Below are 17,477 nucleotides of genomic sequence, written 5' to 3' on the forward strand. Positions count from 1 at the left end.
GCGCGGGGGCGCGGCGTCAGTCCAGCACTCTTGAGGCGCCGATGGGCAGGTCCCACAGGTCCTCGCGTTCCAGCCCCGCCTTCTCCCAGGCCGTCCGCACCCGGGTGAGCGGCTCCAGGACCGGTTCCGCGGCGAGGATGAACGTGCCCCAGTGCATGGGGGCCATACGGCGGGCGCCGAGGTCGAGGATGGCCTGGACCGCTTCCTCGGGGTCGCAGTGGACGTCGCTGAGCCACCAGCGGGGGTCGTAGGCGCCGATGGGCATCAGGGCGAGGTCGATGCCGGGGTAGCGGCGGCCGATGCGGGAGAACCAGTGCCCGTAGCCGGTGTCGCCGGCGAAGTAGAGGCGCTGCCCGTCGGGGTCGGTGAGGACCCAGCCGCCCCACAGGCTGTGGCAGGTGTCGGTGAGGGTGCGCTTGGACCAGTGGTGGGCGGGGACGAAGTCGAAGCGTACGCCGGAGAGTTCGGCGCCCTCCCACCAGTCGAGTTCGGTGACGCGGGTGAACCGGCGGCGGCGGAACCAGCGGCCGAGGCCGGCGGGCGCGAACACCGGGGTGTCGCGCGGGAGTCGGCGCAGCGTGGGGGCGTCCAGGTGGTCGTAGTGGTTGTGGCTGATGACGACGGCGTCGACGCGGGGCAGGCTCTCCCAGGGCACGCCGACGGGGGTGACGCGGGCCGGGGTGCCGAGGATGCGGCGGGACCAGACGGGGTCGGTGAGGACGGTCAGGCCGCCGACGCGGACGATCCAGCTGGCGTGTCCCGCCCAGGTGACGGCGAGGGTGCGGGTGTCGACGCGGGGCAGCGGGGCCGGGGCGTAGGGCAGACGCGGGATGTCGGCGAGGCCTTCGGGCCCGGGGCGCACGGCGCCTTCGCGGGCGAAGCGGGCAAGGGCCTTCAGGCCGGGCAGCGGGGCGGTGAGCCGGTCGTGGAACGTGCGGGGCCAGACCCGGTGTTCGCCGAGCGGGCGGGGCTCGGCCAGAGGCGGGCGAGGGGGCGCGAGGGGGGCGGGCGCTGCGGGTTCGCCGGCTGCCACGGCCGTCGTCGTGGCCGCGCCGGGCTCATGCGTCTGCTGCGTCTGCTGCGTCATCGAGGGGGCTCCCATCGCTGAGCGTCGTCGCGGAGATCGGCGAAGGCCGACCTCAAGGAGATCAACGCACGGTGCACGTGTGGCAGTTCCAACGGCTCGGGTGAGGTGAGGCATTCCGCGCGTTCCTCGTCCGTGGCGCCCAGCAGCGGCCCGGTGGCGAGCCGGACGCGCAGCGCCGCGAGGTCGTCGCCGAAGCGGTGCCCGCCGGGTGCGGGCATCCCGAGCCGTGCGCCGAGGAGGTCCTCCAGTTCCTGTGCGTCGGTGACGCCCTGGGCGGCGAGCGGTTCGCGCAGCGGGCCGAGGTCGACGTACAGGTGCCGGCCGGCCTGCGGGGGCCGGGCGAGCGCGCCGCCGGCCACGACGGCGGCGTGCGCGGCGGCGGCCACGCGCGCGTGCAGCCGCACGGTGGCCTCGCGGCGTCCGACGACGGGCGGGGGCTCGTCCAGGGCGTAGCCGGCGGCGGCCGCGACCGGTGCGGGCAGGCGGGCTCCGAGGGCGGTGAGGATGTCGAGCACGCGCGCGTGGAGGCGCCGTCCGGCGTCGGTGGCCGGGAAGCGGGCGACGGCGGCGGGCCAGCCGGGCGGCAGCAGGGAGCCGGCCAGGTCGGTGACGACGGTGACCTGCTCCGGCCACATCTCGGCGGGGCTGAGCAGGACGGTGTCGCGCGGGGCGTGCAGGGTGTCCCGCCAGGTCTCGTCGCTGACCAGGTGCAGGCCCTCGGCGGTGGCGGCCTCGACGGTCTCGTGCAGCAGTTCGGGCGGGGTCACGGTGGCGGTGGGGTCGTCGGCCACGGACAGCACCAGCAGCCGGGGGGAGCCTCCTTCGGCGCGGACCCGGCGGACGGTCTCCAGCAGGGCGTACGGGTCGGGGACGCCGCCGCCCTCGGCCGGGGTCGGCACGTGGTAGGCGGGCCGGCCGAGGACGCGGGCGTACGGGGCCCACCAGGCGGGGCAGGGCCGGGGTACGAGGACGTCGGCGCCGTCGCCGGCGAGCGCGGCGGTCAGGGCGACCAGCAGGGCGGGGGCGCCGGGTCCGGCGGCCACCTGGTCGGGGGCACAGGGCAGGCCACGGCGGGTCCAGTAACCGCAGGCCGCCTCCAGCAGGGCGGGGGCGCCGCCGACGGGATGGGCGTCGGAGCGGCTCGCGGCGGTACAGAGCACGGCGGAGAGTTCGGGAAGCACGGGCAGGCCGTCGCCGGGGAGCGGCGGGCCGTACCGGACGGGACCGTGGCCTTCCTCCGGGTCCGTCCGCCGCATGTCCGCCTCCGCGCAGTCCGTGGTGCCGTCGTGCCGCCCGCTTCGGGCCGCGCGGTCGTCGGGGCCGCTGTGCCGTCCGCGTGTGCCGTGTGGATCTCTGACCTGCCCGGGCGGGTGTCCGCCTCGTCGTCCGTGCCGTGCCGCGTGGTGGGGTGTCCGGGACCGGCTCGTGCGGCGGGCGGTTCCGGTGGGGTCCCCCCGTCGGGGTCCTCGGGAGGTGTGTACCCGCCGGACGGGCCTCCATGGGCGGCGCCGGAAGTTGCCCGGATCACATCGCCTCGTGTGCGCCGGCCCGCAACCGCCGCCGGCCGGACAGCCGGTAGACGGCACCCGCGCAGGCGGCGGCGATCAGGGCGGCGCCGGCGGCCAGGGCGGGAACCGAGTCGCCGAAGGTGCCGCCCCGTCCCGCGTCCACGCCGTGCTGGAGGCCGGCGGGCGCGCAGGAGTCGGAGCCGTCGGACTCGCGGCAGGCGCGGCCGTCCGAGCAGCCCCCGCCCCCCGACTCCGCGCACCAGTGGCCGTCATGACCGCAGGAGTCCTCCCCCGCGCCGGCTCCCGCCCCCGCGCACTCCCGCCCGGAACCGTCCTGCCCGGCGGGGTCCTTGCCGCCGCTCTCCCGCCCGGCGGAGTCCCGGCCGGCGTCCTGCCGCTCACCGCTGCCCTGCCCGACACCGTCCCGCCCGGTTCCGGCCCCGCCCCCGTCCTGACCCCCGCCGTCCGGTCCGGTCACCTGTCCGGGCCCCACCTCACCCGCGCCGGCCCGGCCGGCACCGTCCTGGCCGAGGCCCTCTTCACCACGGCCCTCCTGGCCGAGTCCTTCCGGCCCGATGCCGTCCCACCCTTGGCGCGGACCACTCTCCGGGCCGGGGTCCGCGGCTCCGTCCCGGGGTCCGGGTACCGTCTGCGCGCCCTGCCGTCCGGCGGTCAGCGGGCTCTCCGGGCCGCACGGTGTGCCGTCCACGCAGGCCGTGGCCGGGGCCGTGGGGGCCTCGCCGCCGCGGGTGACGGGCTGGGGGCCGCCGGCCGAAGACCTGCCCGGTGTCCGGGGCGGGGCGGGGCAGGGGCCGCCGGCCGTCCGGGCGGCGGCGGGACCGGTGGCGGCGGACAGCGCGACCGGCACCGGCCGGCCGGCGGGATCGCAGGACGCGGGAGCCGTGCGGGTGCCGGGGGCGGGGCCGGCGACGGCGGCCGGGCCGGTGAGGGCGAGCACGGCACCGGCGGCGAGGGCGGCGGACAGGGCGCGGGCGGTGCGGCGCATGGGCGGGGCTCCTCGGCGGACGGCGAACGGCGGGCGGCGGACAACGGGCAGCGCGGGACGGCCGGGCGCCGGTACGCGGTACGGCGTCCGCAGGCGTACCGCTCGCGCGCGAAGGCCGCCGTACACCGGCGTCGGCGGCACCGCGCGGTGCCCGGGTGACGGGGGGACACGGGGCCGTGCCCCCGCTGCCATGACAGCCCGCGCGCCGCCGTACCGCGCGCGGCCGGAGCCCATTCGCGGGACAGGCGGGGCCGGCCGGGTGACGGTGCGGCCGACGGCACGTGCCGGGCGTCCGGAACCCGCCCCGGTACCCGCCCCCGAGGTTTTCCGCCCCCCGCCCAGGTCACTCGGTAGTCGCTGACCGGATCGTCCGCTTCGCACTGCACCGGGAGGTCTCTCCATGAGCACCAAGGTCTCGGACCACATCCTCGAACGCCTGCGCGCCTGGGGGGTGGAACAGGTTTTCGGCTACCCGGGTGACGGCATCAACGGGCTGCTCGCCGCCTGGGGCCGTGCCGAGGACCAGCCGCGGTTCATCCAGTCCCGGCACGAGGAGATGTCCGCGTTCGAGGCGGTCGGGTACGCGAAGTTCAGCGGCCGGATCGGGGTGTGCGCGGCGACGTCCGGACCGGGGGCCATCCACCTGCTCAACGGCCTGTACGACGCGAAGCTGGACCATGTGCCGGTGCTGGCGATCGTCGGGCAGACCAACCGGACGGCGATGGGCGGTTCGTACCAGCAGGAGGTGGACCTGCACACCCTGTACAAGGACGTCGCCTCGGAGTTCGTCGAGACGGTGACCGTGCCTGAGCAGCTGCCGAACGTGCTGGACCGGGCGATCCGGACGGCGTACGCCCGGCGCTGCCCGACCGCGCTGATCATCCCCGGCGACGTGCAGGAGCTGGACTACTCGCCCCCCACGCACGAGTTCAAGATGGTGCCCTCCAGCCTGGGGATGAGCGACTACACGGCGACCCCGACGGACGAGGCGCTGCGCCGGGCCGCGGACGTGCTGAACGCGGGCGACAAGGTGGCCATCCTGATCGGGCAGGGCGCCGCGGGCGCGGTCGCCGAGGTCCGCGAGATCGCCGAGATGCTCGGCGCGGGGGTGGCGAAGGCGCTGCTCGGCAAGGACGTGCTGAGCGACGAACTGCCGTACGTCACCGGGCCGATCGGGCTGCTGGGCAGCCGGCCGTCGTACGAGATGATGCGGGACTGCGACACGCTGCTGACGATCGGCTCGTCGTTCCCGTACACGCAGTTCATGCCGGACTTCGGCAAGGCGCGGGGGGTGCAGATCGACATCGACCCGCACATGATCGGCATGCGTTATCCGTACGAGGTGAACCTGGTCGGCGACGCCCAGGCCACGCTGCGGCGGCTGATCCCGCTGCTGAAGGCGGAGGGGCGCGGGCGCGAGTGGTACGACACGGTCTGCGCGAACGTGAAGCGCTGGCACGAGACGATGGAGCGGCGGGCCGGGCTGTCGGCCGACCCGATCAACCCCGAGTACGTGGCCCGGGCACTCGACCCGCTGCTGCCGGACAACGCGATCCTCACCTCCGACTCCGGTTCGGTCGCCAACTGGTACGCGCGGCACATCACGATGCGGCCGGGCATGCGCGGTTCGCTGTCCGGGACGCTGGCGACGATGGGCCCCGGCGTGCCGTACGCGATCGGGGCGAAGTTCGCGCACCCGGACCGGCCGGTGGTCGCCCTGGTCGGGGACGGGGCGATGCAGATGAACGGCCTGGCGGAGATGATCACGGCGGCGAAGTACCAGGACCGCTGGTCGGATCCGCGGCTCGTGGTGGCCGTGTGGAACAACCAGGACCTGAACCAGGTGACCTGGGAGATGCGGGCCATGGAGGGCGCCCCGTCGTTCCTGCCGTCGCAGTCGATCCCGGACGTGCAGTACGCGGCGTTCGCCCGGTCGCTCGGTCTGACCGGTATCCGGGTGGAGAAGCCGGAAGACGTGGAGGCGGGCTGGCGGGCCGCCCTGGACGCGGACGGACCGGCGGTGATCGAGTTCCTCACCGACCCCGCCGTACCGCCGATCCCGCCGCACGCCGGCTGGGAGCAGATGGAGGCCACGGCCGCGTCGATCCTCAAGGGCGACGCCGACCGTGGCTCGATGGTCAAGCAGGGGCTGAAGGCGAAGGTGCAGGAGTTCCTGCCGGGCCGGCAGAAGCACTAGGCCGAGTGGTGGCCGGGCGGCACCGACCCCGTGTCGGACGTCCGGTACCGGGTACGCGGTGCGGACCTTCGACCCTCTGGAGGGAGACATGCAGCGAGGCAGTGACCGGCTGAGCGTCCACCGGGACGACGAGATGAAGCATGAACTGAAGGGGCTGCTCCGCTCCGGCCATCCCACGCGCGTCGAGGAGTGGCACGACCCGGAGCCGGCCGCGGACGACGATCCGGAGGTGTGGAGCGGACCGGTGGGCGGTCTGGGATCTCCGGCGTCGCTGGAGCGGACCCGGCTGGAGCTGGCCCGGCACCTGAGCCGGCACGCCTTCCCCGCGAAGCCGGGCGAGCTGGCCCGGGCGCTGCGCCGGAGCAACGCGCCCGGCGGGCTGATCGACGCGGTGGCCGCGCTGCCGCACGGCGGCCGGTACGAGAACGTGCAGCAGCTGGCCGAGGCGGTGGTGGGCGGCGCATGAGCCAGGACCAGGCGGCCGACATCGCGCACGGTGCCACGGTCGACGTGGGGGACGCGACCACGCGGTTCCTGCTGTACGGGCTGCTGCCCGGCTGGTTCGTGCCGGGGCTCGCCGACTGGGCGATGCACCGGCGGACCCGGATCGAGGACACGGCGGGGACCAAGGAGTCCCTGATCCATTCGCTGATGATGGCCGAGGTGGGCCTGCCCATCGCGCTCACCCTGCGCTACGAGGTCAATCCGCTGCTGCTGTCCGTGCAGCTGGGCGCGGCGGCGGTGCACGAGGCGACGGCGCTGTGGGACGTGCGGACCGCCGTCCACAGCGACCGTGAGGTCAAGCCCCTCGAGCAGCACATCCACAGCTTTCTGGAGTCGCTGCCGTTCGGCGGGCTGGCCTCGCTGATGTGCCTGCACGCCGACCAGGTGCGGTCGCTGCTGCGCGGCGGGCGCGGGGACCCGGACGCGTGGCGTCTGGTGCCGCGCCGGCGCCCGCTGTCGGCCGGCTACCTGGCGGGCATCGGCCTCGCGATCGGCGCGTGCGTGCTGCTGCCGTACGGGGAGGAACTGATGCGCTGCCGGCGGGCGGCCCGGGCGGAAAAGCGCCGGGCCCGCGCCCACCGGCGCGTACTACAAAGAGTGAAAGGAAGCTGAGGACATGCGTATCGCGTTTCTGGTGGCACCCGAGGGCGTCGAGCAGGTCGAGCTGACCGAGCCGTGGGAGGCGGCCTCCGGCGCCGGGCACGAGCCGGTGCTGGTGTCGACCCAGTCCGGGAAGATCCAGGCGTTCAACCATCTGGACAAGGCGGACACGTTCCCCGTGGACGAGGTGGTGGGTGAGACGTCGGCCGGGTCGTTCGGCGGTCTCGTCCTGCCGGGCGGGGTGGCCAACCCGGACTTCCTGCGGATGGACGAGAAAGCCGTCGCGTTCGTGAAGGACTTCTTCGAGCGGGGCCGTCCGGTCGCCGCGATCTGCCACGCGCCGTGGACGCTGGTGGAGGCGGACGTCGTGCGCGGCCGGGTGCTGACCTCCTGGCCGAGTCTGCGCACGGACATCGAGAACGCCGGCGGCACCTGGGTGGACGAGCAGGTCAAGATCTGCGACCACGGCTCCAACCAGCTGGTGACCAGCCGCAAGCCGGACGACCTGAAGGCGTTCTGCGACGCGTTCCTGCACGTGTTCGCCGGCGAGGCCGGCTGAGCGGCCGCGGGACGAGAGGGGGCCGGTCCGCAAGGGCCGGCCCTTTCGTGTGGGTGCCGCTTCCCCCGCGGGCGTCAGGTGCCGGTGGTGCCCGGAGTCGCCGCCTCGCCGCAGCCGCGCTCACGGGCGCCCTCGCGGGTGCGGGCGGCGCTCACCAGGCGGCGGGGGTTGCGGCGCAGGTACTCGCCCTCCAGCTGCGCCATGCGCTCGTTGTGGGCCCGCAGTGCGTCGTTGGAGCCGTACAGGAGAGTGTCGTGGCGCGTGCGGTGGATCGTCTCCAGCTCCTTCATGAGCTGCTGGTCGTCCAGCCGGCTGGGGTCGACTCCGGTCATGGTGGTGCCCCGCTCGTCGTGTTCGTTCATGGGCTACGGGTACCCGCCCGGCACGCACTGCCCCCGAGCGATTTCCGGGAGGAATCCATGGAGCTCGCGTTCCTGAGTCCACTGTACGAACATCCGGGGTCCTGGGCCTCCGCATACGTCGACCTGTCGCGGCACGACGAGGACATGGCACACCGGCGGCACCTGACGGCGGAGGCGGTGGCCCGGCAGCTGCGCGAGCAGGGCGCCGACGAGGCCACCTGCCGGGCTGTGTACGACACCGTGGACGCGCTGCGGCACAGCACCGAGCCGTACGGGCGGGCCGTCTTCGCCCGCGACGGCGAGGTCGTGCTCCAGGTGCCGCTGACCCAGGCCCCACCGCAGGACCTGGTGCACTGGGGCACGCTGCCGCACGTCACGCCGCTGCTCGACCTGGCCGGGGAGGACCCGGTGTCGCTGGTGGCGTACGTCGACCGCACCGGTGCCGACTTCGAGCTGCGCAGCGCGGTGCTCCAGGAGGAGGCCGGGCACGTGTTCGGCAGCCGGCAGTGGCCGATGCACCGGGCGAAGGCCTCCGACTGGTCCGAGCGGCACTTCCAGCTGAAGGTGGAGAACACCTGGGAGCACAACGCCCGGGAGATCGCCGAGGCCCTCGCGGCGTGCCAGGCCGAGACCGGGGCCGACCTGCTGATCCTGTGCGGGGAGGAGCGCGAGTGCCGGTCGGTGCACGAGCAGCTGCCCCAGCCGCTGCGGGAGCGGGCCGTCGAGGCCGCGCACGGCATCGGCAGCAGGCTGCTGCCGCGGGAGGTGGAGGACATCCGGGCCCGGCACGTCCGCGAGCGGGTGCTGGCCGACGTGGACCGGTACCGGGCCGCCCGGGCACCGGACGAGGAGCGGCGGGCCGCGGCGGTCGAGGGTGTGCCGCAGCTGATCGAGGCGGCGCGCGAGCACCGGCTGGCCGAGCTGCTGATCCGTCCGGACGCGCCGGACACGCACCGCGAGGTCTGGATCGGCGAGGACCCGGACCAGCTGGCGGCCCGCCGTACGGAGCTGAAGAGCATCGGCGAGCAGCACGCCTGGCCGGCCCGCGCCGATGACGCGCTGGTGCGGGCGGCCGTGGTGACGGACGCGCCGGTCGTCTCGCTGACGCCGGTGCTGGAGGAGGCCGGCGACGAGGTCGTGGCGGGCGGCATGGGCGCGCTGCTGCGCTGGAGGTGACGGCCCCGGGGACCGGCCGGGCGGCGCGGCGGGCCGGCCCGGGTCAGCGGGCCCGCTCGACCCGGCGGGCCGGCCCGGGTCAGCGGGCCCGCTCGACCCGCCGTTCGTCCCAGACCGGTTCCGGAGTCTCGCGGACCCGGCCGTCGGAGCCGAAGACCAGGAAGCGGTCGAAGGAGCGGGCGAACCAGCGGTCGTGGGTGACCGCGAGGACCGTGCCCTGGAACGCCTCCAGCCCCTCCTGGAGGGCCTCGGCGGACTCCAGGTCGAGGTTGTCGGTGGGCTCGTCCAGGAGCAGCGCGGTGGCGCCCGCCAGCTCCAGCAGCAGGATCTGGAAGCGGGCCTGCTGTCCGCCGGAGAGCCGGTCGAAGCTCTGTTCGGCCTGCTGGGTGAGTTCGTAGCGGCGCAGCCGGGACATGGCGGCGCCCCGGTCCTGGGCGTGCTCCTTCCAGAGGATGTCGAGGAGGGTGCGGCCCTGGAGCTCGGGGTGGGCGTGGGTCTGGGCGAAGTGGCCGGGCACGACCCGGGCGCCCAGCTTCCACTGCCCTGTGTGGGCGACGTCCTCGCCGGCGAGGAGCCGCAGGAAATGCGACTTGCCGGAGCCGTTGGAGCCGAGGACGGCGACCCGTTCGCCGTAGAAGACCTCCAGGTCGAACGGCTTCATCAGCCCGGTCAGTTCGAGTCCCTGGCAGGTGACGGCCCGTACGCCGGTACGGCCGCCCTTCAGCCGCATGGTGATGTCCTGCTCGCGGGGCGGCTCCGGCGGCGGGCCGGCCTCCTCGAACTTGCGCAGGCGGGTCTGGGCGGCCTGGTAGCGGGAGGCCATCTCGTGGCTGACAGCCGCGGCCTGACGGAGCGTCAGGACGAGCTTCTTCAGCTGGGCGTGCTTCTCGTCCCAGCGGCGGCGCAGCTCCTCGAAGCGGGCGAAGCGTTCGCGGCGGGCCTCGTGGTAGGTGGCGAAGCCGCCGCCGTGCACCCAGGCGTCGGCGCCGGCCGGGCCCGGTTCGACGGAGACGATCTTCTCGGCGGCGCGGGCGAGGAGTTCGCGGTCGTGGGAGACGAACAGGACCGTCTTGCGGGTCTCCTTGAGCTGCTCCTCCAGCCACCGCTTGCCGGGCACGTCGAGGTAGTTGTCCGGCTCGTCCAGCAGCAGCACCTCGTCGGTGCCGCGCAGCAGCGCCTCCAGCACGAGCCGCTTCTGCTCACCGCCGGAGAGGGTGCGCACCTGCCGCCACTGGGCGCGCTCGTACGGCACGCCGAGCGCGGCGGTGGTGCACATGTCCCACAGGGTCTCGGCCTCGTAGCCGCGCACCTCGGCCCAGTCGGCGAGGGCCTGCGCGTACCGGAGCTGGGCCGCCTCGTCGTCGACGGTCATGATGGCGTGCTCGGCCACGTCGACCGCCTTCGCCGCCTCGCGGATGCGGGGCGGGGCGACGGAGACGAGCAGGTCGCGCACGGTCGTCTCGTCCCGCACGGAGCCGACGAACTGGCGCATGACGCCCAGGCCGCCGCTGACGGTCACACTGCCGCCGTGCGGTTTCAGCTCGCCGGAGATCAGCCGCAGCAAGGTGGTCTTGCCCGCGCCGTTCGGGCCGACCAGGGCGACGGCGGCCCCTTCGCCCACCCGGAAGGAGACGTCGCCGAGCAGCGCCCTCCCGTCGGGGAGGTAGTACTCCAGGTGCGCGGCTTCCAGATGTCCCATGGCCAGGCATTCTCCGAGCCGTCCCCCGTCCGGGGCAAACCGTTATCCGCGACCCCGGCCCGCGGCCCGACGCGCCGGGAGCGGACCGCTGCGGGGACCGGGGCCCGGCGCCCCCAGAGGAGGTGCGGGGCGCACGGCGGCGGCGGGCCCGTGCCGCGGTTGTTCACGGCGGCGGTCGCGGGCCCGCCGGTCCGGTCCGCCCGGCCACGCGGCGCCCCGGGACGCCGGCCGGCACGGGGGCGCCACGGCCGGCCTGTGAGATCGGGCCGGTGGCGGGCGGCCGGGCCGGCGGCGGGCGGTCGGGCCGGTGGCGGGCGGGGCCGATGGCGGGCGGGGCCGATGGCGGGCGGCCGGTCCGGCGGCAGGCGGGGCCGGTGGCGGGCGGCCGGTCCGGCGGCAGGCGGGGCCGGTGGCGGGCGGCCGGTCCGGCGGCAGGCGGGGCCGGTGGCGGGCGGTCGGGCCGGTGGCGGGCGGATGCGACGGGCAGGCCCGCCGGAGCACGGGCAGGGGCGGCCGGGACCTCCTCTCTCACCCGGTCGGCGGACCGGGGCGAGGACAAGAACCGGGCGCTTGCGGGTAAGCGGACCCCATGAGCCCAGACGTGGACCTGACTGCCCCCACGGCCGCCGCCCGCACCTCGCTGCGCACGCTGCTCGACCTCGACGGCCGCCTGTTCAACGCCGCCGCCGCCCGGCACTGGCCCGGCGCCGAACGCGTCCTGCCCCGCCTGAGCCGCAGCGCGAACCACGGGGTGCTGTGGTTCGCGACGGCCGCCGCGATGGCCGCGAGCCGCACACCCCGGGCCCGCCGGGCGGCGGCCCGCGGACTGGTCTCGCTCGGCCTGGCCTCGTTGACGATCAACACGCTCGGCAAGCGCTCGGTGCGCCGGGCCCGGCCGGTGCTGGACCCGGTCCCGCTGGTGCGGCAGCTGAAGCGGCAGCCCATCACGACCTCCTTCCCGTCCGGCCACGCGGCGTCCGCCGCCGCCTTCGCCACCGGCGTCGCCCTGGAGTCCCCGGCGTGGGGCGCGGCGGTGGCACCGGTGGCGTTCTCGGTGGCGATGTCCCGGGTGTACACGGGGGTGCACTTCCCGAGCGACGTACTGGCCGGGGCGGCACTCGGCGCGGGCGCCGCCTTCCTGGTACGGCGCCTGGTACCGACCCGCTCCCAGATCCGGCGCCCCGACCGGCCGCGAGCCGCGGCCCCCGCGCTGCCCGAGGGCGACGGTCTGGTGATGGTCGCCAACCGGGCGTCGGGGACGGCGGACCGGGTGCGGGCACTGCACGACGCGCTGCCGGCGGCCGAGATCGTCGAGTGCGCGCCCGAGGAGGTCGGCGACGAACTGGAGAAGGCGGCGGCCCGCGCCCGGGTGCTCGGGGTGTGCGGCGGCGACGGCACGGTGAACGCGGCGGCCGGGGTCGCGCTGCGGCACGGTCTGCCGCTCGCGGTACTGCCGGGCGGCACCCTCAACCACTTCGCGTACGACCTGGGTGTGGAGGACGAACGCCAGCTGGCCCAGGCCGTCCGGCACGGCGAGGCGGTCCGGGTGGACGCGGTCCGGTTCACCGGCCCGAAGACCCGTGGGCTTTTCCTCAACACGCTGAGCCTGGGCGTGTACCCGGAGCTGGTGCGTGCGCGGGACAGCTGGGAGAGCCGGATCGGCGGCTGGTGGGCCGGGGTACTCGGCGCGCTGCGCGTGCTGCGCGCCGGCCGGCACCCGCTGGAGGTGGAGCTGGGCGGTGAGCGGCGGCCCCTGTGGCTGCTGTTCGTCGGCAACGGCGTCTACCACCGGATGGGCCTCACACCGGGCCGCCGCACCGATCTGGCGGACGGCCTGCTGGACGTGCGGGTCGTGCACGGCAACGGCAGGCCCGCGCTGCGGCTGCTCACCGCCGCCGTCTCGGGCCCGCTGACCCGCTCGCCCGGCCACGCGGCGGTCCAGGTGCACCGGCTGCGGCTGACCGGCATCGCGCCGGACACCCCGCTGGCGTACGACGGCGAGGTGACGACGGTGTCGGGCGAGTTGACCCTGGAGAAGCTCCCGGAGGCTCTGACGGTCTACCGCCCCCCGGCGGCCGCCCGCTGAGGGCGCGCGCGGCACCCCTTGTCCACATCATGAAATGCGGGTCTCATCATTCGGCATGCCCGCGTACGGTTGGCCGTACCGGCGGACGGGGTCCGGCCGGTGTCGCCGCCGAGGGTGAAGGGGTTCAGCCATGCCGAGAGCGCAGGAGACCGCCGTCTACACGCACGGGCACCACGAGTCGGTGCTGCGGTCGCACACCTGGCGGACCGCCGCCAACTCCGCGGCCTACCTGCTCGGCGTGCTGAAGCCCCACATGAGGATCCTGGACATCGGCTGCGGGCCCGGGACCATCACCGCCGACCTGGCGGAACTGGTCCCCGACGGCCGGGTCACCGGCGTCGACCGGGCACCCGGCGTCCTGGAACAGGCCCGGGCCACCGCGGTCGGCCGCGGTCTGACGAACGTCGACTTCGCGGTGGCCGACGTCCACGCCCTGGACTACCCGGACGACACCTTCTGCGTGGTCCACGCCCACCAGGTGCTCCAGCACGTAGGCGACCCCGTGCGGGCGCTGCGCGAGATGCGCCGGGTGACGAAGCCGGGCGGGTTCATCGCCGTACGGGACGCGGACTACGCGGCCATGACCTGGTATCCGGCCGTGCCCGGCCTGGACGACTGGCTGGAGCTGTACGAGCGGGTCGCCCGGGCCAACGGGGGCGAACCCGACGCCGGGCGCCGGCTGGCGGCGTGGGCGCGGGCCGCGGGCCTGCGAGACGTCACGGCCGGCTCGAGCACCTGGACGTTCGCCACGCCCGAGGAGCGGGCCTGGTGGAGCGGCCTGTGGGCGGACCGCACCCTCGCCTCCGACTACGCCGACCGGGCCACGCGGGGCGGTCACGCGACGGCGGAACGGCTGCGGGCCGTGTCGGAGGCCTGGCGGGACTGGGGGCGGCGGGAGGACGGCTGGTTCGCGGTCCTGCACGGGGAGGTCCTGTGCCGCAAAGAGTCCTGATGCGCGGGGTTCCGCAGGCCCGCACCACAGGAGGTTCCTTCTCGGTGCGCGCAATCCGGGAGACCCGCCCCGCAGAAGGTGCCTTCCTGGTGCGCGCAATCCGGTAGGCCCGGACCGCCGGAGGCGTCTTCCTCGGTGCGCGGCCCGGCCGCGGGCGGCGGCGGGGGCCGCTGGAACCTCTGGTGAGCGGCCGGCCGCGCTAGTGCCCGGCGGGGTCCGCGCCCTCAGTGCCCATCGCGCGGGAGCAGCGGTCCGAGCGGCCCGAGGTCCAGGTTCAGGTCCTCGGGCCGCAGCCCGTAGCGGTCCCGCAGCTCGGCCATCCGCTCCTCCAGGAGCATCAGGGTGAGCCCGATCCGCTCCTCCTGCTCCTCGGTCAGCTCACCGGTGTCGAAGCGGCGCACGGCCTGCCGCTCCATCAGCTGGCGCAGCAACTCGACCACGGTGAGCACGAGTTTCACCAGGTCGCGCTCGACCGTGTCGGGTTCCAGGTCGAGCCGCTTGCGGCGCTGCCGCGCGGTCATAGGAGCTCCTCGAAGGGCGACGGGACCTGCGCGTTCACGGAACTGATGAGCGCGTTGAGGTCGATGCGGACGAGATCGACGTCCGCGATACGCAGGGTGATGTCGCCGGTGATGACGACACCGCCGGCCAGCAGCCGGTCCAGGAGGTCGACCAGCGCGATCTCGCGGCGTTCGACTACGGTCACCGCCCCTCCCCCGATCCCACGGCCGGTTCCGCTCCCGAAGCCTCACCGGAGAAGGAGTAGGCGGCCCACGGACCGGTGAGTTCCACCCGTATCCCGGGCGCCTCGTCCTTGGTCCGGTCGACCAGTTCCACGAATTCCTCGGAATGCGCCCGGGACACCAGATAGGCGGCGTTGAGCACGTTCTGTCCGGGCGTTCCGGAGAGCGCGGAATTCTGCGGGGGATGCATCCGGACGTCCTCGGCGCGCTCGGCGAGGCGCTCGTGCAGGGAGTGGGCGAACCGCTCGGCCCGCTGCCACTTCTCCTCCTGCGCGTGGCTTTGCAGACGGCGCCGGCGCAGGTAGTCCCGCCCGCTGGCCGGCCGCGCCGCCTCGGCGGGCTCGGGTTCGGCGGGCTCGGGTTCCAGGTACACCTTCACGCCCCACTCCACACGGCCGTGCAGGCGGTCGAGAAGGCCCCGGAAGTCCTCCTCACGGGCCTCGATCATCATGCGCACGGCGCTGTCGTCACGGAAGACGGTCGCGAGCCGCAGCGGCAGCGGAGTGGTGACCGTGGTGAGGGCGTCGACCACGCCCTGGTGGGCGCGGGCGGTCGTGGCGAGCCAGTCCAGGTCCTCCAGGTGGGCCTTCAGGGCCGACTCGCAGAAGTCGGCCTCCGGGACCGTGCTGACCACCGCGACCAGGCCGTGGTGGTGCAGCAGCGCCGGCGGGGCGCCGCCGACGCCCCGCAGTTGTGCTTGCAGAGGTGTGCCGAAGGGGCGGCAGACGGCGTACACGTACCGCAGTCCGGTCGTCATGGTGCCTCCTTCGGGGCGCGGCCCGGCTCCAGTTCTTCCAGCCGGGCGAGCCGTTCTCGCAGCTCGGCGTTCTCCCGGGTCAGCTCGTCACGGCGGGCCCGGGAGGAGAGGGCCGGGTCGCTCTCCCACCAGTCGATGCCCATCTCCTTGGCCTTGTCGACCGAGGCGACGATGAGGCGCAGTTTGACGGTGAGCAGTTCGATGTCGAGCAGGTTGATCCTGATGTCCCCCGCGATGACGACACCCTTGTCGAGTACACGTTCAAGGATGTCGGCGAGGTTCGCCCCCGAGCCCTGGCCATAGGGCTCGGGAAAGCGGCTGGGTGTCGTCATCGACGGCTCCCGCGCTCGGCGTGCTCAGGCTCCTCTTCCTCGTACTCCTCCTCGCCTTCCTCGCCCTCTTCCTCCTCGGCGCCTTCCTCGTCCTCGGCGGGCTCCTCGGCCTCGTCCTCGTACGAGCCCTCGTCGCCCTCCTCGTCGCCCTCCTCGGCTTCTTCCTCGTTCTCGCCCTCGTACTCGTCCTCGTAGGGCTCCTCTTCCTCCTCTTCCTCCTCTTCGCCTTCCTCCGCTTCCTCCGGGCGCTCCCGGCCCTCGGGCTCCTCTTCGCCCTCTTCCTGCTCCTCGCCCTCTTCGCCCTGCTCTTCCTGCTCCTCGCCCTCTTCGCCCTGCTCTTCCTCCGCCCGGGCCTCCTCTTCCTCCGCGAGTGCGTCCTCGTGGCTGCGGACGACCTCGCCGTCACGGATCTCACCGCGCCAGCTGTCCTCCGCCTCCCCCTTGATGGTGATGAAGCGGGCGAAGTTCTTCAGGTCCAGCCTGGCCCGGCGGCCCTGGGCGCGCCAGATGTTGCCGGTCTTCTCGAAGAGGCCGGTCGGGTAGTACTCCATGACCAGCAGCACCCGGGTGAGGTTCTCCTCCAGCCGGTGGAAGGAGACCACGCCCCTGGTGGTGCCCTTGGCGCCCTCCGAGGTCCACTGGATGCGGTAGTCGGGTATCTGCTCGGTCGTCTTCGCCTTCCAGCTGCGGGTGGACCAGAAGACCTTGGCCCGCCAGTCGGAGTGGGTGTCGTCGGAGCGGCTCGCGCTCTTGACGCCCTTGGCGAAGGTGGAGAAGGACTGGTACTGGGTCCACTGGTCGTAGGCCGTGCGCTGCGGCACGCCCACGTCGACGGACTCGATGATGACGGTCGGCTTCTTGCCGGCGCCGCCCTTCTTGCCCTTGCTGCCGCCGAGGCTGCGCACGGTGTCGAGCACCTTGTCCTTGGCGTGGGAGGCGCCCAGCTCCACCGCGGAACGCAGCGGTCCCTTGCCCTCGGCGAGCTTGCGCCCGCCCTCCAGCGCCAGCTTGGCGAAGCCCGGGCTCTTGCCCTCGGCGATGTCGTTCAGCTTGCCGGTCGTCTCGCCGAGCTTGCGGCCGATCCCGGTCAGCAGCCGCTGGGCCTGGGCGTTCAGGTACTCCTGGGCCTCTTCCTTCAGCCGGTCGGCGGCCTCGCTGTGGGCCAGACCTCCCAGCGAGGCCGTCAGGCCGCCGGCGGCCCCGCCGGCCTTGGAGGTCGCTCTTCCGAGGGTCTCGGTCATCGGTCATCGCCGCCCTTCGACTGCCGGGAGACGGCGCTCCGGGCGGCACCGCCGACCGCCGCCGTCTTCTTCGCGGCCGTCTTGCGGGCCGCGTCCGTCTTCTTGGCCGCCGCCTTCTTGGCCGGGGCCTTCCTGACCGGGGCCTGGCCGGCCGCCGTCCCGCCGGAAGCCTTCTTGGCCGGGGCCTGCTTCGCCGGCTTCTTGCCCGTCTTCTTCCGGGGCGCCTCGCGCTCGCCGCCCCGGGTCTCGCCCCTGGGCTGTTTTCGCTCACCCCGCTTCCCCTCGTGCTCCTCCTGCTCCTCGTCCTCGCCCTCTTCCTCGTCGCGCTCCTCGTCGGAGCCGGCCGGCGAGGCGCCGGACAGCTGGTCGCGCACCTGCGCCGTACGGCCGTGCAGCCGGTCGGCGAGCGAGTTCATCTGCCGTTCCACCATCGCGCCGGTGGCGGCCTTGCCGACACCCCGCAGGTCCTGGCGGAGCTGGTCGCCGATCTCCTTGAACTGCGGGTTGTCCAGCAGCTGCCGGTTCAGCTGTTCCGCGAGCGCACGCGGGCTGAGGTTCATCTTCTTCCCGGCGGCCAGCGAGCCGACCGCGAGGGCCATCTTCAGCTTCTTGGTGCGTCCCAGCAGATATCCGGCCCCTACGGCGAGGCCCAGTGCGGTTCGGTTCAT

Annotated in this window: 18 protein-coding genes; 7 read left to right on the forward strand and 11 right to left on the reverse strand. The window is 74.4% G+C overall.

The genetic code is table 11. The annotated features are described in order from the left end of the window. Positions 1-16: 16 nt before the first annotated feature. The 3 genes from LG395_RS00865 to LG395_RS00875 all read right to left on the reverse strand — a co-directional run bounded on the left by LG395_RS00865 (position 17) and on the right by LG395_RS00875 (position 3,601). Positions 17-1,087 (reverse strand): MBL fold metallo-hydrolase, encoded by a 1,071-nt coding sequence (locus tag LG395_RS00865; RefSeq protein WP_225808059.1) that lies wholly within the window; start codon positions 1,085-1,087, stop codon positions 17-19. Then, positions 1,084-2,343: an aminotransferase class I/II-fold pyridoxal phosphate-dependent enzyme gene (locus LG395_RS00870; RefSeq protein ID WP_225808060.1), complete on the reverse strand. Its 1,260-nt coding sequence runs from the start codon at positions 2,341-2,343 to the stop codon at positions 1,084-1,086. Before LG395_RS00870 ends, LG395_RS00865 begins: the two co-directional genes overlap by 4 nt. 268 nt (positions 2,344-2,611) lie before the next feature. Continuing rightward, complete coding sequence (locus tag LG395_RS00875) at positions 2,612-3,601, reverse strand: hypothetical protein (RefSeq protein ID WP_225808061.1); 990 nt, start codon at positions 3,599-3,601, stop codon at positions 2,612-2,614. A gap of 400 nt (positions 3,602-4,001) precedes the next feature. Between LG395_RS00875 and LG395_RS00880 the strand changes: the two genes are divergently transcribed. The 4 genes from LG395_RS00880 (at position 4,002) to LG395_RS00895 (ending at position 7,461) form a co-directional block, all read left to right on the forward strand. Next, the gene (locus tag LG395_RS00880) at positions 4,002-5,798 is read left to right on the forward strand and encodes a thiamine pyrophosphate-requiring protein (protein WP_225808062.1); all 1,797 of its coding nucleotides are present in this window, start codon (positions 4,002-4,004) and stop codon (positions 5,796-5,798) included. 88 nt (positions 5,799-5,886) lie between these two features. After that, on the forward strand, positions 5,887-6,264 hold the full coding sequence (locus tag LG395_RS00885; protein ID WP_225808063.1) for a DUF2795 domain-containing protein: 378 nt from the start codon (positions 5,887-5,889) through the stop codon (positions 6,262-6,264). Next, positions 6,261-6,914: a diguanylate cyclase gene (locus LG395_RS00890; protein ID WP_225808064.1), complete on the forward strand. Its 654-nt coding sequence runs from the start codon at positions 6,261-6,263 to the stop codon at positions 6,912-6,914. Before LG395_RS00885 ends, LG395_RS00890 begins: the two co-directional genes overlap by 4 nt. Before the next feature lie 4 nt (positions 6,915-6,918). After that, positions 6,919-7,461: a type 1 glutamine amidotransferase domain-containing protein gene (locus LG395_RS00895; protein ID WP_225808065.1), complete on the forward strand. Its 543-nt coding sequence runs from the start codon at positions 6,919-6,921 to the stop codon at positions 7,459-7,461. A 74-nt stretch (positions 7,462-7,535) separates the two neighbouring features. On the opposite strand, the gene LG395_RS00900 is transcribed toward LG395_RS00895, so the two are convergent. Beyond that, on the reverse strand, positions 7,536-7,823 hold the full coding sequence (locus LG395_RS00900) for a DUF6158 family protein (protein WP_103813381.1): 288 nt from the start codon (positions 7,821-7,823) through the stop codon (positions 7,536-7,538). Positions 7,824-7,880: 57 nt separating this feature from the next. Here LG395_RS00900 and LG395_RS00905 point away from each other — a divergent pair, with 57 nt between their 5' ends. Beyond that, a complete protein-coding gene (locus LG395_RS00905) occupies positions 7,881-8,999 on the forward strand; it encodes a baeRF2 domain-containing protein (RefSeq protein ID WP_225808066.1) in 1,119 nt (372 codons plus the stop codon). A gap of 79 nt (positions 9,000-9,078) precedes the next feature. Here the strand turns inward: LG395_RS00905 and LG395_RS00910 are convergent, their stop codons facing one another. Continuing rightward, on the reverse strand, positions 9,079-10,698 hold the full coding sequence (locus LG395_RS00910) for an ABC-F family ATP-binding cassette domain-containing protein (RefSeq protein ID WP_225808067.1): 1,620 nt from the start codon (positions 10,696-10,698) through the stop codon (positions 9,079-9,081). 589 nt (positions 10,699-11,287) lie between these two features. Between LG395_RS00910 and LG395_RS00915 the strand changes: the two genes are divergently transcribed. Beyond that, positions 11,288-12,784, forward strand: coding sequence for a bifunctional phosphatase PAP2/diacylglycerol kinase family protein (locus LG395_RS00915; protein ID WP_225808068.1), 1,497 nt, complete (start codon positions 11,288-11,290; stop codon positions 12,782-12,784). 130 nt (positions 12,785-12,914) lie between these two features. Then, positions 12,915-13,736 (forward strand): class I SAM-dependent methyltransferase, encoded by an 822-nt coding sequence (locus LG395_RS00920; protein WP_225808069.1) that lies wholly within the window; start codon positions 12,915-12,917, stop codon positions 13,734-13,736. A 224-nt stretch (positions 13,737-13,960) separates the two neighbouring features. Here the strand turns inward: LG395_RS00920 and LG395_RS00925 are convergent, their stop codons facing one another. Genes LG395_RS00925 through LG395_RS00950 form a run of 6 tightly spaced genes read right to left on the reverse strand, consistent with a single transcriptional unit; the run spans position 13,961 to position 17,477 of the window. Then, entirely contained in the window at positions 13,961-14,257 is a 297-nt protein-coding gene (locus tag LG395_RS00925) for a gas vesicle protein K (RefSeq protein WP_171151115.1), read from the reverse strand. Further along, positions 14,254-14,442, reverse strand: a complete 189-nt coding sequence (locus tag LG395_RS00930) for a gas vesicle protein (RefSeq protein ID WP_103813386.1) — start codon at positions 14,440-14,442, stop codon at positions 14,254-14,256. Before LG395_RS00930 ends, LG395_RS00925 begins: the two co-directional genes overlap by 4 nt. Then, on the reverse strand, positions 14,439-15,236 hold the full coding sequence (locus LG395_RS00935; RefSeq protein ID WP_225808070.1) for a GvpL/GvpF family gas vesicle protein: 798 nt from the start codon (positions 15,234-15,236) through the stop codon (positions 14,439-14,441). Before LG395_RS00935 ends, LG395_RS00930 begins: the two co-directional genes overlap by 4 nt. Continuing rightward, positions 15,233-15,568, reverse strand: coding sequence for a gas vesicle protein (locus tag LG395_RS00940; protein ID WP_030983990.1), 336 nt, complete (start codon positions 15,566-15,568; stop codon positions 15,233-15,235). The genes LG395_RS00935 and LG395_RS00940 overlap by 4 nt, the downstream gene beginning before the upstream one ends. Next, the gene (locus LG395_RS00945) at positions 15,565-16,809 is read right to left on the reverse strand and encodes an SRPBCC family protein (protein ID WP_225808071.1); all 1,245 of its coding nucleotides are present in this window, start codon (positions 16,807-16,809) and stop codon (positions 15,565-15,567) included. Before LG395_RS00945 ends, LG395_RS00940 begins: the two co-directional genes overlap by 4 nt. After that, positions 16,806-17,477 (reverse strand): DNA primase, encoded by a 672-nt coding sequence (locus tag LG395_RS00950; protein ID WP_225808072.1) that lies wholly within the window; start codon positions 17,475-17,477, stop codon positions 16,806-16,808. The genes LG395_RS00945 and LG395_RS00950 overlap by 4 nt, the downstream gene beginning before the upstream one ends.

Origin of the sequence: Streptomyces spinosus (genome assembly GCF_020400655.1) — a bacterium.
Lineage (GTDB): Bacteria > Actinomycetota > Actinomycetes > Streptomycetales > Streptomycetaceae > Streptomyces > Streptomyces argyrophylli.

Bases quoted from the DNA above. Each gene is read 5' to 3' on its own strand.
- LG395_RS00865 (WP_225808059.1), bottom strand. From the start codon at position 1,087: ATGACGCAGCAGACGCAGCAGACGCATGAGCCCGGCGCGGCCACGACG.
- LG395_RS00870 (WP_225808060.1), bottom strand. From the start codon at position 2,343: ATGCGGCGGACGGACCCGGAGGAAGGCCACGGTCCCGTCCGGTACGGC.
- LG395_RS00875 (WP_225808061.1), bottom strand. From the start codon at position 3,601: ATGCGCCGCACCGCCCGCGCCCTGTCCGCCGCCCTCGCCGCCGGTGCC.
- LG395_RS00880 (WP_225808062.1), top strand. From the start codon at position 4,002: ATGAGCACCAAGGTCTCGGACCACATCCTCGAACGCCTGCGCGCCTGG.
- LG395_RS00885 (WP_225808063.1), top strand. From the start codon at position 5,887: ATGCAGCGAGGCAGTGACCGGCTGAGCGTCCACCGGGACGACGAGATG.
- LG395_RS00890 (WP_225808064.1), top strand. From the start codon at position 6,261: ATGAGCCAGGACCAGGCGGCCGACATCGCGCACGGTGCCACGGTCGAC.
- LG395_RS00895 (WP_225808065.1), top strand. From the start codon at position 6,919: ATGCGTATCGCGTTTCTGGTGGCACCCGAGGGCGTCGAGCAGGTCGAG.
- LG395_RS00900 (WP_103813381.1), bottom strand. From the start codon at position 7,823: ATGAACGAACACGACGAGCGGGGCACCACCATGACCGGAGTCGACCCC.
- LG395_RS00905 (WP_225808066.1), top strand. From the start codon at position 7,881: ATGGAGCTCGCGTTCCTGAGTCCACTGTACGAACATCCGGGGTCCTGG.
- LG395_RS00910 (WP_225808067.1), bottom strand. From the start codon at position 10,698: ATGGGACATCTGGAAGCCGCGCACCTGGAGTACTACCTCCCCGACGGG.
- LG395_RS00915 (WP_225808068.1), top strand. From the start codon at position 11,288: ATGAGCCCAGACGTGGACCTGACTGCCCCCACGGCCGCCGCCCGCACC.
- LG395_RS00920 (WP_225808069.1), top strand. From the start codon at position 12,915: ATGCCGAGAGCGCAGGAGACCGCCGTCTACACGCACGGGCACCACGAG.
- LG395_RS00925 (WP_171151115.1), bottom strand. From the start codon at position 14,257: ATGACCGCGCGGCAGCGCCGCAAGCGGCTCGACCTGGAACCCGACACG.
- LG395_RS00935 (WP_225808070.1), bottom strand. From the start codon at position 15,236: ATGACGACCGGACTGCGGTACGTGTACGCCGTCTGCCGCCCCTTCGGC.
- LG395_RS00940 (WP_030983990.1), bottom strand. From the start codon at position 15,568: ATGACGACACCCAGCCGCTTTCCCGAGCCCTATGGCCAGGGCTCGGGG.
- LG395_RS00945 (WP_225808071.1), bottom strand. From the start codon at position 16,809: ATGACCGAGACCCTCGGAAGAGCGACCTCCAAGGCCGGCGGGGCCGCC.
- LG395_RS00950 (WP_225808072.1), bottom strand. From the start codon at position 17,477: ATGAACCGAACCGCACTGGGCCTCGCCGTAGGGGCCGGATATCTGCTG.